The sequence below is a fragment of the Nonomuraea sp. NPDC049129 genome, assembly GCF_040648495.1.
Taxonomy (GTDB): domain Bacteria; phylum Actinomycetota; class Actinomycetes; order Streptosporangiales; family Streptosporangiaceae; genus Nonomuraea.
Genome location: NZ_JBEZDU010000007.1, coordinates 312,244 through 326,754, shown reverse-complemented (window position 1 = coordinate 326,754; position 14,511 = coordinate 312,244). Strand labels below are relative to the sequence as shown.

General features: G+C 69.9%; 14 protein-coding genes. 4 read left to right on the top strand and 10 right to left on the bottom strand.

Annotated elements, in window-relative coordinates; translation table 11 throughout:
• The first annotated feature begins 139 nt into the window (after positions 1-139).
• Positions 140-613, top strand: coding sequence for a GtrA family protein (locus AB0B64_RS24225; protein ID WP_357948851.1), 474 nt, complete (start codon positions 140-142; stop codon positions 611-613).
• Here the strand turns inward: AB0B64_RS24225 and AB0B64_RS24220 are convergent.
• From AB0B64_RS24220 to AB0B64_RS24180, 9 genes are all read right to left on the bottom strand, one after another.
• Entirely contained in the window at positions 597-1,874 is a 1,278-nt protein-coding gene (locus AB0B64_RS24220) for an ATP-binding protein (RefSeq protein ID WP_357948848.1), read from the bottom strand. The two genes, AB0B64_RS24225 and AB0B64_RS24220, sit on opposite strands and share 17 nt — an antisense overlap.
• A gap of 3 nt (positions 1,875-1,877) precedes the next feature.
• A complete protein-coding gene (locus tag AB0B64_RS24215) occupies positions 1,878-2,546 on the bottom strand; it encodes a response regulator transcription factor (protein WP_043620820.1) in 669 nt (222 codons plus the stop codon).
• A gap of 255 nt (positions 2,547-2,801) precedes the next feature.
• A complete protein-coding gene (gene bfr, locus AB0B64_RS24210; RefSeq protein WP_357948845.1) occupies positions 2,802-3,287 on the bottom strand; it encodes a bacterioferritin in 486 nt (161 codons plus the stop codon).
• 16 nt (positions 3,288-3,303) lie between these two features.
• Positions 3,304-3,480, bottom strand: coding sequence for a (2Fe-2S)-binding protein (locus AB0B64_RS24205; protein ID WP_214633455.1), 177 nt, complete (start codon positions 3,478-3,480; stop codon positions 3,304-3,306).
• Between the two features lie 99 nt (positions 3,481-3,579).
• On the bottom strand, positions 3,580-4,200 hold the full coding sequence (locus tag AB0B64_RS24200) for an MBL fold metallo-hydrolase (RefSeq protein WP_358179734.1): 621 nt from the start codon (positions 4,198-4,200) through the stop codon (positions 3,580-3,582).
• Positions 4,201-5,286 carry an S-(hydroxymethyl)mycothiol dehydrogenase gene (locus tag AB0B64_RS24195; protein WP_358179731.1) on the bottom strand — a complete coding sequence of 362 codons (1,086 nt, stop codon included), beginning with the start codon at positions 5,284-5,286 and terminating at the stop codon, positions 4,201-4,203.
• Positions 5,287-5,301: 15 nt separating this feature from the next.
• The gene (locus AB0B64_RS24190; RefSeq protein ID WP_358180068.1) at positions 5,302-6,222 is read right to left on the bottom strand and encodes an adenylate/guanylate cyclase domain-containing protein; all 921 of its coding nucleotides are present in this window, start codon (positions 6,220-6,222) and stop codon (positions 5,302-5,304) included.
• 41 nt (positions 6,223-6,263) lie between these two features.
• The gene (locus tag AB0B64_RS24185; protein ID WP_358179728.1) at positions 6,264-6,776 is read right to left on the bottom strand and encodes a PH domain-containing protein; all 513 of its coding nucleotides are present in this window, start codon (positions 6,774-6,776) and stop codon (positions 6,264-6,266) included.
• Between the two features lie 32 nt (positions 6,777-6,808).
• A complete protein-coding gene (locus tag AB0B64_RS24180) occupies positions 6,809-7,630 on the bottom strand; it encodes a biotin--[acetyl-CoA-carboxylase] ligase (RefSeq protein ID WP_357948835.1) in 822 nt (273 codons plus the stop codon).
• A gap of 61 nt (positions 7,631-7,691) precedes the next feature.
• On the opposite strand from AB0B64_RS24180, the gene AB0B64_RS24175 reads away from it, so the two are divergent.
• From AB0B64_RS24175 to AB0B64_RS24165, 3 genes are read left to right on the top strand one after another with little or no spacing between them, the layout of a single operon-like run.
• Positions 7,692-9,896 (top strand): FdhF/YdeP family oxidoreductase, encoded by a 2,205-nt coding sequence (locus tag AB0B64_RS24175; RefSeq protein WP_358179725.1) that lies wholly within the window; start codon positions 7,692-7,694, stop codon positions 9,894-9,896.
• Entirely contained in the window at positions 9,893-10,744 is an 852-nt protein-coding gene (gene fdhD, locus AB0B64_RS24170) for a formate dehydrogenase accessory sulfurtransferase FdhD (protein ID WP_357948831.1), read from the top strand. The genes AB0B64_RS24175 and fdhD overlap by 4 nt, the downstream gene beginning before the upstream one ends.
• A 57-nt stretch (positions 10,745-10,801) precedes the next feature.
• Positions 10,802-11,881 carry an epoxide hydrolase family protein gene (locus tag AB0B64_RS24165; protein ID WP_358179722.1) on the top strand — a complete coding sequence of 360 codons (1,080 nt, stop codon included), beginning with the start codon at positions 10,802-10,804 and terminating at the stop codon, positions 11,879-11,881.
• A gap of 2 nt (positions 11,882-11,883) precedes the next feature.
• On the opposite strand, the gene AB0B64_RS24160 is transcribed toward AB0B64_RS24165, so the two are convergent.
• Positions 11,884-14,505, bottom strand: a complete 2,622-nt coding sequence (locus AB0B64_RS24160) for a phosphoenolpyruvate carboxylase (protein ID WP_357948826.1) — start codon at positions 14,503-14,505, stop codon at positions 11,884-11,886.
• Positions 14,506-14,511 lie beyond the last annotated feature (6 nt).

The following is a 14,511-nucleotide window of genomic DNA, read 5'->3' as shown; positions in this document are numbered from 1 at the left end:
GGGCATAAGGCGATATTTGTAAGCGTGTTGATAGGGGTGGGATGTCATCCGCCGTGGCCCACCACCAGCCTGACGGCCGGTACGCTGAAGTGGTCATGACCTGATTTGCGCCACGACCGGGAAGGGCCGAGTAGCAGACGTGAACTTCGCCAAGGGGCTCTACCAGCGGTTCTCGTCTCTCCTGCATGAGCTGACGAAGTTCGGGACCATCGGTGCCATCGCGTTCGTGGTCGACACCGGCCTGTACAACGTGTTCCTGGCGCTCGGCATGGGTCCGCTGACCTCCAAGGTGGCGGCCACGGTCATCTCGGCGACGTTCGCCTACCTGGGCAACCGCTTCTGGACCTTCCGGCATCGCGAGCAGAGCGGCCTGGGCCGCGAATACTTCCTGTTCTTCCTGCTCAACGGCATCGCCCTGCTGTTCGGGCTGCTGACCATCGGGTTCACCAAGTACACCCTGCACCTGCACGACCTGCTCAGCCTCAACATCGCCAACTTCGTCGGCGTCGGCCTCGGCACGCTGTTCCGCTACTGGTCGTACAAGAAGTGGGTGTTCCTGGAGGCCACCGAGCCCATCCCCACGGAGCTGCCCGGGGTCAAGCAGGACCGCTGACCACGCGGGTCCTGTCGTTCTCCTCTGCGTGGCGCAGGAAGATGGCGAACGTCGCCGGACGGCGCCGTACGAGCTCCAGACGACCCCCGTCGGCGGCGGCCAGCGCGCGGGCCAGGGTCAGCCCCAGGCCGGTGCCCCCGGCCCCGCTGACGTTGCGTTCGAAGACCTTGGGAGCGATGTCGTCGGCGATGCCGGGGCCCTCGTCGGAGACCTCGGTCACCACGTAGTTGTCGCCACTGGTCGTGGTGACGGTGACGGTGCCGCCGCCGTGGCGCAGGGAGTTCTCCAGCAGTGAGGCGATGACCTGGCCGAATCCACCGGTGGTGGCCAGCGCCCTGAGCCCGCGTGAGCCTTCGAGCAGCAGCGAGCGGCCCTCGCCGCGGAAGACCGGCTCCCACTCGGTGACCTGCTGGACCAGGACCTCGTCGATGCCGACGGGCTTGGCCTGGGCGTGCCGCTGGCGGCGGGCGGCGGCCAGCAGCTCGTCGATCACGGCGGTGAGCCGCTCGGCCTGCACGATGGCCGCCTCCCCCTCCTCACGGACCACCTCCGGCTCCTCGCTGGCGGCGACGATCTCCTCCAGGCGCATGGTGAGGCCGGTCAATGGGGTGCGGAGCTGGTGGGAGGCGTCGGTGGCGAACTCGCGTTCTCTGGTGAGCAGGTCGGAGATGCGGGTGGCGCTGCGGTCGAGCACCTGAGCCACCCGGTCGAGCTCGGGTATGCCGTAGCGATGTTTGCTGGGCCGGGCGTCCCCGGACCCGAGCCGGTCGGCGATCTTCGCCAGGTCCTGCAAGGGCAGCGTCAAACGGCGTGACTGCACGATGGCGAGGCCCACCGCCACCGCCAGAGCCGCGACGGCCAGGGCCACGATCAGGAGCAGGCGTGCTCGAACATCCTGCTCCACCTGGTCCCGGTCGCGGCTCACCCGGACATAGATCCCGTTCTCGGACTGGGCGTCCGCGGTCATCTCGTGGCCGGGCGGCGGTGGGGTGCCGACGATGGTCGCCTTGGGCTGGGTGGCGCGCTCGTAGATCTGGATGTAGCGGTCGGGGTACTTCTGTTTGAGTTGCTGAGGATCGAGAGGTGTGTCCTGGATGCGGGCGTACTCGACCTCCCCCACCAGGCGCGTCGCCTCCGCCCTGAGCTCCTGGGCCGCCTCGTCGACGATCAGACGGCTGACCACGATGCCCAGGGGGACCCCCAGCAGCAGGACCGCGATGACCGCGACGAGCAGGGTGGATGTGAGCAGGCGTCGGCGCATCTCCTACTCGCGTTCGAAGCGGAAGCCGACTCCTCGGACGGTGGTGATGTAGCGAGGCTTGGCCGCGTCGTCGCCCAGCTTGCGGCGCAGCCAGGAAATGTGCATGTCCAGGGTCTTGGTGGACCCCCACCAGTTGGTGTCCCACACCTCCCGCATGATCTGCTCACGGGTGACGACCTTGCCGGCGTCGCGGACGAGCACGCGCAGCAGGTCGAATTCCTTGGTCGTAAGATGCAGCTCCTTCTCTCCCATCCAGGCTCGGCGGGAGTCGGCGTCGATGCGGACGCCCTGCACCACCGGCGTCTCCGAGGTGCCCCGGCGCAGCAGCGCACGCACTCTGGCGAGCAGCTCGGCGAGCCGGAACGGCTTGGTGACGTAGTCGTCGGCGCCGGCGTCGAGGCCGACGACGGTGTCGACCTCGTCGACGCGGGCGGTGAGTATCAGGACCGGGGTGCCGTGCCCTTCGGCGCGGATCCGGCGCGCGACCTCCAGCCCGTCCATTTCTGGCAGGCCGAGGTCGAGAACGATGAGGTCGATCCCACCCGACAGGGCCCTTTCCAGGGCCTGCGGGCCGTCGGGGCTCACCTCAACCTGATAGCCCTCTCGGCGCAGCGCACGCGCGAGCGGCTCGGAAATCGAGGTGTCATCCTCGGCGAGAAGTACGCAGGTCATAAAGCGATCGTAGGACCTTAGGCGATCGTTTCCCGGTCACAGCGCGCGGTTTGACTCGTCGTTGACCTATCCATTGACCTGGGCAAACACAGATAAATGTCAGTTAGTCCCGCTTAAATTACCGCACTCGTCGAAGACAAAGGCGATTCCCGATCTTGCAGAATCGCAAAACCTTCTGTAGCGCCCGGCGTGTCGCGAAAACGCGCGCGCCCGCCGGGAGTACCGGCGGGCGCGTGGGACGGGCTCGATGGAGATTCACTCATCCGAGGAGGGCGGCTCGGCGTAGCGGGCGAGGTAGAGCTGCTCGCCCAGCGCCCTGATCAGGGACAGCTCGGTCTCCAGGTAGTCGATGTGGAGCTCCTCGTCCGCGAGGATGTCCTCGAAGATCCGCGCGGAGGTCGCGTCGCCCTTCTCCCGCATGAGCTGGATGCCCGGCCGTAGCCGGGACACGACCGACAGCTCCACCTCCAGGTCGGCCCGCAGCTGCTCCTCGACCGTCTGGCCGATGTGCAGGGTGCCTAGGCGCTGGTAGTTGGGCAGGCCCTCAAGGAAAAGGATGCGATCGGTGAGGCGCTCGGCGTGGCGCATCTCATCGATGGATTCGGCTCGGGTGTGCTCGGCGAGTTTGGTGTAGCCCCAGTTCTCCTGCATTTTGGCGTGCAGGAAGTACTGGTTGATCGCGGTCAACTCCGCGGTGAGCTGCTCGTTGAGCAGCTCGATGATCTGGATGTCGCCCTGCATGAACGGGCTCCTCGTGCTATGCGGTTGTGAGTTCCTCAGACCGCTTCAGGATCGCACATATCTTCCTGACACAAGTCGCACAGTCGCCCCCGGCGCCCGTGGTGTCGCGGATCTGCTTGGCACTCCTCGCGCCCGCGGCAATGCAGTCGTGCACCTCGTTCTCGGTCACGGCACGACAGACACACACGTACATGCGGGGAAAAGCCTCTCACGTCGAAGGGGACACCAAAGGTTAGGCACACCTAAGGTAACCCACTTCGGTAAGGCTTGCCTATGTTAGGTACGACACAGATCAGTGACCCCGGGCGATCCACTCCTCCAGGTGCGGCGCCTCGGCTCCGATCGACGTCGAGTCACCGTGGCCGGTGTGCACGACCGTCTCGCCGGGCAACCCCAGCAGCCGCCGGGCGATCGAGTCGACGATGGTGTCGAACGACGAGTAGGACCGGCCGGTCGCGCCGGGCCCGCCCTTGAACAGCGTGTCGCCGCTGAACAGGACGCCGAGGTCGGGGGCGTACAGGCAGACCGCGCCCGGCGCGTGGCCGGGGGTGTGGAGCACCTCCAGCGCGATCCCGCCGACCTCGACCTTCTCGCCGTCGGCCAGGGGCTCGTACGGCACCTCCTGGCCGTACACCTGGTCCCAGAGGACCTGGTCGGCGGGGTGCAGCCGGATCGGTGCCCCGGTCAGCTCGGCGAGCTCCTGAGCGGCGTTGATGTGGTCGTTGTGCGCGTGCGTGCAGACGACGGCCTTGACCGTCCGCTCACCGACGCGGTCGGCGATGGCGCGCGCGTCGTGCGCCGCGTCGATGACGACCACCTCGCGGGCGTCGCCGACCAGCCAGACGTTGTTGTCGACGTCCCACGTGCCGCCGTCGAGCGAGAACGTCCCCGAGGTGATGACCCTGTCGATCATCTAGAGGACCACCACCGAGCGCAGCACCTCGCCGCGGTGCATCTTGGCGAAGGCCTCCTCGACCTCGTCCAGCGCGATGGTCTCCGTCACGAACTTGTCGAGCGGGAGCCGCCCCTGCAGGAACAGGTCGATCAGCATGGGGAAGTCGCGCGAGGGCAGGCAGTCGCCGTACCACGAGGACTTGAGCGAGCCGCCGCGCCCGAACACATCCAGCAGCGGCAGCTCCAGCGCCATCTCGGGCGTCGGCACGCCGACGAGCACGACGGTGCCGGCCAGGTCGCGGGCGTAGAACGCCTGCTTGTACGTCTCGGGCCGGCCGACGGCCTCGATGACCACGTCGGCGCCGAAGCCGCCGGTGAGGTCGCGGATCGCCTCAACCGGGTCGTTCGCCCGCGAGTTGACCGTGTCGGTGGCGCCGAAGCCGCGGGCCCATTCGAGCTTGTTGTCGTCCACGTCGACCGCGATGATCTTCGCGGCGCCGGCCAGCGACGCGCCCAGGACCGCGGCGTCGCCCACGCCGCCGCAGCCGATGACGGCGACCGTGTCGCCCCTGGAGACGTTGCCCGTGTTGAGCGCGGCCCCGAGCCCGGCCATGACCCCGCAGCCGAGCAGCCCGGCCACCTCGGCGGGCGCGTCGGCGGAGACCTTGGTGCACTGCCCCGCGGCGACCAGCGTCTTGCCCAGGAACGCGCCGATGCCCAGCGCGGGCGAGAGCTCGGTGCCGTCGGCCAGCGTCATCTTCTGGGTGGCGTTGTGGGTGTTGAAGCAGTACCACGGGCGCCCGCGCAGGCAGGCCCGGCACTGGCCGCACACGGCCCGCCAGTTGAGGATCACGAAATCGCCGGGCGCGACCCCGGTGACGCCCTCGCCCACCGCCTCGACCACGCCCGCGGCCTCGTGCCCGAGCAGGAACGGGAAGTCGTCGTTGATGCCGCCCTCCCGATAGTGCAGGTCGGTATGGCACACCCCACAGGCCTTGACGGTCACCACCGCCTCCCCCGGTCCGGGGTCGGGCACGAGCACCGTCTCGACCGATACTTCCTGGCCCTTACCTCGGGCGATGACTCCCTGCACTTCGTACGGCATGGCAGCCATCTTGTGTCAAGGGGATGATCTCCGCAAGGCGTAGGGCTGCACCATCCCGATCCCCCGCGCCGGCCTGCGCCGGATCCTGCGGAGCTCGAAGCCCGTGTCGCCGTCGAGACCCTCGGCCAATTCGGCGTCCACGACGATGGTGCCCGGCCGGGCGATGGCGGTGAGCCGGGCGGCAAGATTTACCGTCGTGCCGAAGACGTCGCCCATCATGGGCAGGACCGGCCCGTAGGCCAGGCCGATGCGCAGGTCGCCCGGCTCCACCAGGTCGAGCGCGATCGCCGCCGCGTCGGCCGGGGTGTGGGCGGTGAACAGAACCTCGTCGCCGAGCGTCTTGACCAGCCGGCCGCCATGCGCGGCCACCACGTCGGAGGCCCGCGTCTCGAACCCCTCGACCAGCGCGGCCAGCTCCCGCTCATCGAGCTCGCGGGCGCGCCGGGTGAAGGAGACGAGGTCGGCGAAGCCCACGGCGATCGACACGCGGGCGGGGATGTTCTCCTCGTCGAGGTCGGCGACGGACAGCAGCCGGGTGCCCGCGGCGGCCAGCTGCGCCCGCCAGACGTGGATCAGCACCTGCTCGAAGTCGGGCAGCAGTAGCCGGGCCGTGTCGAGCACCCGGCCGAGGTCGTCGTCGGACGGCCGCTCGCCGGGCGGCAGCATCGCGCCGATCATGATCTCGGCCTGCCACTGGGCCAGCCTGGCCGTGGTCTGGCCGAGCGCGCGGGCCATCCGGATGACGGTCGGCTCGTCGAGCAGGCCGTTGCCGAGCATCCCGCTCACCCGACGCAGCGCGTCGACGTCGCCGTCGGAGAAGGCCACCGCGTCGTCGGCGAGCGAGGCGAAGCCCAGCGCCCGCCAGATGCGCTCCGCCAGCGCCGGCGACACGCCGGCCTCGGCCGACACCTCCGCCTTGGTGTGACGGGCGGGCATGCCGACCAGCAGCCGGTCGATCTCCTCAGCGGTGGGCCTGTTCAATGGCCGTCGATATCTCCGTCGGAGGCGTCCTCCAGGAGGCGGAACAGGTCGGTCCTGACGTCCTGGATGTGGGGGATGTCGCGCAGGGCGATCTGCCCCCGGTCACCCGCCGACTCGACGGTGAGCGTGCCGCAGCCGAGGATGCGCTCGAAGAAGGTCTGGTCGGAGCTGACCGTGTTGACCTTGGCCATCGGGATCTCGTCCGTCGACTTGTTGAGCACGCCCATGCTGATCGTGAAGCGGTGGGTGGTGAGCACGTAGCCGGTGTTCTTCCACTGCAGGTACGGCACGAACGACCAGACCGTCAGCAGCAGCACGGCGACGACGCCGACGGCGATCCTGGCGTAGTTGGCGTACTCGAAGCTGCCGGGAATGAGGAAGAGCGCCACGCCCGAGGCGGCGACGATCAGCACGAGCGCGATGAAAGGCACCACGAGCCGCTTCCAGTGCGGGTGGAACGACCTGATGCGTCGCTCACCCTGCGTCAAGTGGTGGTCGGGGAGGGTCATGGGCAAATGGTGCCACCTCCGCGCCCTCGGGGCTACGAGGACGCGCGAACGTGGACGACGTCGCCCGCGCTCAATGTGTGCCGCTGGCCGTTGGCGGTCACCTGGAGGTGTCCGGCCTGGTCGATGCCGGTCGCCTGGCCGGTCAGCACCTGGTCGCCGGGCAGCTCGATCCGTACCTGCCGCCCGATGGTGGCGCTCGACGCCTGGTAGGCGGCGCGCAGGCCGCACGCGTCGGCGTCGCCGCCCGCCTCGGACCAGTCGCGGTAGTGCCGCTCGACCTCCCTGAGCACGGCCCTGAGCAGCGGATCCCGGTCCACGCACGCGGCCTGCTCGATGGCCAGCGAGGTGGCCGTCTCCACGGGGAGCTCCTCGGGCTTGAGCGAGACGTTCAGGCCCATTCCGATGACCACGGCGTCCTCTGCCCGCTCGGCCAGGATCCCGGCCAGCTTGCGCTCGCCGATCAGCAGGTCGTTCGGCCACTTGAGCCGTACGTCCACCTCGGCCAGCCGGCGCACGGCCGAGGCCGCCGCCACGCCGTACAGCAGCGCCAGCCACCCCTGCGCGGCGATGGGCACCCGCGGGCGGAGCAGGACGGACACGGTCAGGCCTGAGCGCGGCGGCGCGATCCAGGTGCGGCCCAGCCTGCCCCGGCCGGCCACCTGCGACTCGGCGACCAGGATCCGGCCCTCCTCGGCGCCCTGTCTCGCGGCCTCGGCGAGATCGGCGTTGGTCGAGCCGGTGCTCTCGACGACGCTCACGCCGGTCCACAGGCCGCCGGGGCGTACGAGGGCGCGGTTGAGCGCCACCTCGGACAGGGGCGGGCGGTCGAGGTCGGAGTAGCGCGAGTCCGGCATTCCTCCATCTTCGCCCAAGCTCGACTGTCCTCTGGCGCCCCACGCGGGTGAAGATGGGGAGATGAGCAGACGTCTGGATCCGCGCAACTGGGCCTCGTGGCGGCCGTTCGGCCTCGGGCTGCGCAAGCCGAACAACTATCTGGAACTGCTGAAGGCGTTTCGATCGGTCAAGGGCAACAGGCGTTACGCCTGGCGGATTCTCCAGCAGGGCACGTGCGACGGGTGCGCGCTGGGCACGCGGGGCATGCGCGACTGGACCATGGACGAGATCCACCTGTGCAACATCCGGCTGCGGCTGCTGCCACTGAACACGATGCCGGCGCTCGACGTCTCGCTGCTGGGCGACGTCTCCGGGCTGGCCGGTAAGAAGAGCGCGGAGCTGCGGGAGCTGGGGCGGCTTCCCTACCCCATGCTTCGGCGGGCGGGAGAGCCGGGCTTTCGGCGGATCTCGTGGGACGAGGCGTTGGGGGTGGCCGCCGGCGGGCTGCGGGACGCGCGCTTCGGCGCCTACCTGACCAGCCGCGGCATGCCGAACGAGAACTACTACGTGGCGCAGAAGGCGGTCCGCGCGCTGGGCACCAACAGCGTGGACAACGCGGCGCGCATCTGCCACTCCCCCTCGACCGTCGCGCTCAAGCAGACGATCGGCGCGGCGGCCACCACCTGCTCCTACACCGACTGGATCGGCTCCGACCTGATCGTCTTCATCGGGTCGAACCCGTCCAACAACCAGCCTGTGGCGATGAAGTACCTCTATCACGCCAAGAAGGCCGGCACCCGTGTGGCCATGGTCAACGCCTATCGCGAGCCCGGCATGGACCGCTACTGGGTGCCGTCGAACGCCGAGTCGGCGGTGTTCGGGACGAAGATCACTGACGAGTTCTTCGGCGTGAACGTGGGCGGCGACATCGGCTTCCTCAACGGCGTGCTCAAGCACCTGATCGAGAACGACTGGGTGGACAAGGCGTTCGTCGACCAGCGGACCTCCGGCTTCGAGGAGGTACGCCAGGCGCTGGCGAAGCAGTCGTGGGAGGCCCTGGAGGCGCTGTCCGGGGCGACCCGCGACGAGATGCTCCGGCTGGCCCGGCTGCTCGGCGAGGCGAAGTCGGCGGTGCTGGTCTGGTCGATGGGCATCACGCAGCACGCCTTCGGCGAGGACAACGTCCGGTCGATTGTGAACCTGGCCCTGGCGCGCGGGTTCCTGGGGCGCGACAACTGCGGGCTGATGCCGATCCGCGGGCACAGTGGGGTGCAGGGCGGGGCCGAGATGGGCGCGTACGCCACCGGCCTGCCGGGCGGCCTGCCGATCACCCCAGAAAACGCCGCAAGATTTACCGATATTTGGGGATTTGAGGTGCCGACGGCGCCGGGTCTGACGGCGACCGACATGATCGACGCGGCCCACTCGGGCGACCTCGACGCGCTCATCTCCTCGGGAGGCAACTTCCTGGAGGTACTGCCCGATCCCGGCTACTGCCGGGAGGCGCTGTCCCGGCTCAAGCTCCGGGTGCACATCGACATCGTGCTGTCCTCGCAGATGCTCGTGCCGTCCGAGGGCGACGTGCTACTGCTGCCCGCCCAGACCCGCTACGAGATGACCGGCGGGGTGACCGAGACGTCCACCGAGCGCCGGATCATCTTCTCGCCCGAGATCGAGGGTCCCCGGATCGGCGAGGCGTGGCCGGAGTGGAAGATCTTCGGCGAACTGGCCGCCCACACGAACCCCGAAATTTCGGCAAAAGTCCGTTTCGCCGGGACGCCGCAGATACGTGCGGAGATCGAGCAGGCGGTGCCGTTCTACCAGGGCATTTCCGACCTCAAGGCTTTCGGGGACAACGTCCAGTACGGCGGGCGCCACCTGTTCGCCGACGGCCGTTTCAACACCCCTGACGGGCGCGGCGTGTTCTCCGCCGTCGAGCCGCCCACGCTGGTGCGCCCCGACGGCACGTTCATGGTGGCCACGCGGCGCGGCAAGCAGTTCAACAGCATGGTCCACGAGCGCCTCGACGGCTTCAACGGCGCGATGCGCGAGGCCGTGCTGATGAGCCCCTATGACGCCGACCGCCTCGGCCTGCCCGACGGCACTCCGGTCGAGCTGCGTTCGGGCGAGCGTACGTACGGGGGCAAAGTCCTCCGCGCGCCCCTGATGCCGGGCAACCTGCAGATCCACTGGCCGGAGGGCAACGTACTCCTCGACGAGACCAGGCGCTCGCCCCAGGCCAGGATCCCCGACTACAACGCGCTCGTCACCGTGCGGCGGCTATGACCGACCGGCTGACCCGCGTGGGTCCCACCACCCGCATCCGCGTCCGCGAACTGTCCGGCTCCACGGTCCGCGACCGGCGCGACGACCTCGCCACCGAGGAGCCGCTGGAGATCCGCCTCACCGCGCTGGACGGGACGCGCAAGACCGTCGCCATCACCATGCGCACCCCCGGCCACGACTTCGAGCTGGCCGCCGGGTTCCTGCACGGCGAGGGCCTGGTCAAGCCCGGCGGCATCGCGGCCATCGCGTACTGCACCGACGAGGACCTCCCGCCGGAGGCCCGCTACAACACGGTCACCGTACGCCTGCACGGCCCTATCCCCGACCTGCCGTCGCTGGACCGCCACTTCCTCACGTCCAGCGCCTGCGGCGTGTGCGGCTCGGCCAGCCTCGACGACCTGCACGACCGCTGCGCGCCGCTCCCCCGCGGCACCCTCGCCCTCACCCCCGAGATCCTGTACGGCCTGCCGGACGCGCTGCGGGCGGGCCAGGGCGTCTTCGGCAAGACGGGGGGCCTGCACGCGGCCGGGCTGTTCCGGCCCGACGGGACGCTGGTGGCGCTCAGGGAGGACGTGGGCCGGCACAACGCGGTGGACAAACTGGTCGGCTGGGCAGCACTCGGCCAGCGGCTCCCCCTGACCGAGCATGTGCTGATGGTAAGCGGCCGGGCCAGCTACGAGATCATGCAGAAGGCGCTGGCCGCGGGCATACCGGCGGTGTGCGCGGTCTCGGCCCCCTCGTCGCTGGCCGTGGACCTGGCCAGGGAGTTCGGCATGACGCTCGTCGGGTTCCTGCGCGGGCAGCGGTGCAACGTGTACGCGGGTCAGGAGCGCGTCCCAGTGGAATGAAGCGTTCCGTTCTGCTATTGTTGGAACAGAACAACTCGTTCCGACAAGGAGCCTGAGATGAGCGTTCACCCCTTCCGCGTCGAGATCCCCCAGGCCGACCTCGACGACCTGCGGACCCGCCTCGCCATGACCCGCTTCACCGACGAGATCGCGGACGCCGACCAGGGTGTGGGCGTGGCGCGGGTCCGCCGCCTGGTCGGCCGCTGGCTCGACGGCTTCGACTGGCGGGCCCAGGAGGCCAGGCTCAACGCCTACCCGCAGTTCACCACGGAGATCGACGGGCAGAACATCCACTTCATCCACGTCCGCTCTGCCAACCCCGACGCCCTCCCCCTGATCCTGACCCACGGCTGGCCGGGCTCGATCGCCGAATACCTCGACGCCATCGAACCTCTGTCGCGGCACTTCCACCTCGTCGTGCCCTCGCTCCCCGGCTACGGCTTCTCCGGCCCGACCACCGAGCTGGGCTGGAACAACCAGCGCATCGCCCGGGCCTGGGCCGAGCTGATGTCCCGCCTGGGCTACGACCGTTATGGCGCGGTGGGCAACGACGCGGGCTCGATGATCTCCCCCGAACTCGGCCGGCTCGCCCCCGAGCACGTCGTCGGCGTCCATGTGACGCAGCTGTTCTCCTTCCCCTCCGGCGACCCGGCCGAGTTCGCGAACCTGAGCGAGGAGGACCAGGCCGGGCTGGCCGTACTCGACTGGTTCTGGAAGGAGAAGGGCGCCTTCAACGTCCTGCAGTCGCAGCAGCCGCAGACGCTCGCCCACGCCATCACCGACTCACCCGCCGGGCTGCTCGGCTGGCTCGCCCAGCTCTTCGACGAGGACCTGGACGACGACTTCGTGCTGACCAACGCGGCGATCCACTGGTTCACCGGCACCGCCGGCTCGGCCCTGCGCCTGTACTGGGAGAACGCCCGCATGGAGACGCCGAAGGAGCCCACGACCGTGCCGACGGCGCTGGCCATGGCGGAGGGCGACTTCAAATCCATCCGCGCCTTCGCCGAGCGCGACCACACCGGCATCGTCTCCTGGAAGACCCTGGAAGCCCCGGCCCACGGCCACTACACGGCCCACACCGCCACAGAAGCCATCACCACCGACATCAGAGCCTTCTTCGACGGCCTTGGCTGACGTCAGCCGGTGTTCTGCAGGCCCGCCGCCACCCCGTTGACCGACAGCAGGAGCAGGGTCGACAGGCGTTCGCGTTCGTGGTCCGACAGGGTGCCGGTGCGCATGGCCGTCAGCGCGCGTAGCTGCAGGTGGGACAGCGCGTCCACGTACGGGTCGCGGAGCTGGACGGCGCGGGACAGGACTTTGCGGTTCTCCAGCAACCGGGTGTGGCCGGTGACCTGCAGCACCAGGCTGCGGGTCCGGTCATACTCCTCCATGACCTGGCGGGCGAAGTCGTGGCGGCCGCCGAGTGCCAGGTAGCGTTCGGCGATCGATCTGTCGGTCTTGGCCAGCGACATCTCCGCGTTGTCGAGCAGCGCGTTGAACAGCGGCCACTCGGCGTAGGCCGCCTTCAGCTCGTCGAGTGAGGCGACCGCGGCCAGGCCGGTGCCCAGGCCGTACCAGCCGGGCAGGTTGACCCGGGTCTGGGCCCAGGCGAAGACCCAGGGGATGGCGCGCAGGTCGTCGAGCGAGCGGGGGGCGCCGAGGCCGCGGCGGGCGGGGCGGGAGCCGAGGCGCAGGGAGCCGATCTCCTCCAGCGGGCTGACCAGGGCGAACCACTCCGGGAAGCCGGGGGCTTCGGTGAGCGAGCGGTAGGCCTGCTCCGAGGCCGTGGCCACCTGCTCGGCGAGCGAGCGGAAGCGGTCGGCCGCGGCGGCGGTGCGGGAGCCGACCGAGGGCGAGGAGGCCATCAGCACCGCGTTCGTGACCTGCTCCAGGTGGCGGCGGGCGATGGCGATGTGGCCGTAGCGGGCGAAGATGACCTCGCCCTGCTCGGTGACCTTGAAGCGGCCGGCGACCGAGCCGGGCGCCTGGGCGAGCACCGCGCGGTTGGCGGGGCCGCCGCCACGGCCGAGCGCGCCGCCGCGGCCGTGGAACATGCGCAGCTTCACATCGTGCTTCAGCGCCCAGGCGGTCAGCTGCTCCTGCGCCTCGTACAGGCGCAGCGTCGCGGCGGCCGGGCCGAGCTCCTTGGCCGAGTCGGAGTAGCCGAGCATGATCTCCATGCGCCTGCCGTTGGCGGCCAGCCGCTCGCGCATCGGCGGCAGCTCCAGCATGCCGGACAGCACGTCCGGGGAGTTGGCCAGGTCCTGGCCCGACTCGAACAGCGGCACCACGTCGAGCACGGGCGCGCGCTTGCCTAGCGCGTGCTCGGCCAGCTCGTATACGGCGGCGATGTCGTCGGCGGAGCGGGTGAAGGAGACGACATAGCGGGAGCAGGCCGTGACGCCGAACCGCTCCTGGATCCAGGCGATCACCCGGATCGTGGCCAGCACCTCCTCGGTGCGCTCCGACAGCTCGCCGCCCGCCCTGATCTCCTCCAGCGCGGCCGCGTGCACCTGGGAGTGCTGGCGTACCTCCAGCTCGGCCAGATGGAAGCCGAACGTCTCGACCTGCCAGATGAGCTGCTGCAGTTCCCCGTACGCCTGACGCGCGGCGTGGCCGGAGAGCGAGTCCTGGGCCAGGCGCAGGTCGGCGAGCAGTTCGGCCGGGGCGCGGTAGGCGAGGTCGAGGTCGCGGCGGAGGGTGGCGGCGATGCGGGCGGCCACGAACATCAGCCACTGCCGGTGCGGCTCGCTCGGCGAGCGGGTGGCCATCTCCGAGACCACCTCGGGATGGGCGTCGACGGCCGCGGCCAGGGCCGCCCTGAGCTCCGGCGACGGGGGCGCGAACTGCTCGGCCGCGGTGAGTGTGCGGGCGATGCGCGTGCAGGCCGTCTCGAGGGCGGTCAGCACGTGGTCGGACTGGATCTGGACGGTCTCGCGGGTGACCTTGGCGGTCACGTTGGGGTTGCCGTCGCGGTCCCCGCCGATCCAGCTGCCGTAGCGGATGAAGGGCCTGGCCAGCGGCGGGCGGGTGCCGGTGCCCTCGCCGAGCGCCGCGTCGAGCGAGCGGTAGACCTGCGGCACCATGCGGAACAGCGTCTCGTCGAAGGCGGCCATGGCGGTGCGTACCTCGTCGAGCGGGTCGAGCTTGGTGGAGCGCAGCTGGGCCGTACGCCACAGCAGGTCGATCTCCTCCAGCAGCCGCCGGCGGCTCTCGGCGCGCTCGGAGGCGCCGCGCCCGGCGGCGTTGTACTCGCTCAGCTGGCCGCTGACCCGCTGGATCGCGGTGACGACCGCGCGCCGGCGCGCCTCCGTCGGGTGCGCGGTCAGGACCGGGTGCAGCTCCAGCCCCTCGACCAGCTCGGCGACGCGTTCGTGGCCCAGCTCGTGTACGGCCTGCGCCAGCGACTCCCGCTCCACCCGGTCCTCGGTGTCACGTTCGCGCAGGATGCGGATGCGGTAGTGCTCCTCGGCCAGGTTGGCCAGATGGAAGTAACAGGTGAACGCGCGGGCGATCTGCACGGCCCGGTCGATCTCCCACTGCGCGACCATGGCCGTGATCTCGTCACCGGTGACCTCGCCCCTGCGGGCGGCGATCACGGCCTTGCGCAGGCGTTCGACGTCGGCCAGCAGATCCTCGCCGCCCTGCTCGGCGATCACCTGCCCGAGCAGCTTGCCGAGCAATCGCACGTCCTTGCGCAGCTCATCGGGCATCTCGGTGACCGCGGCACTGCGACGCTCAATCCCCTGGTCAATCATGCTTCA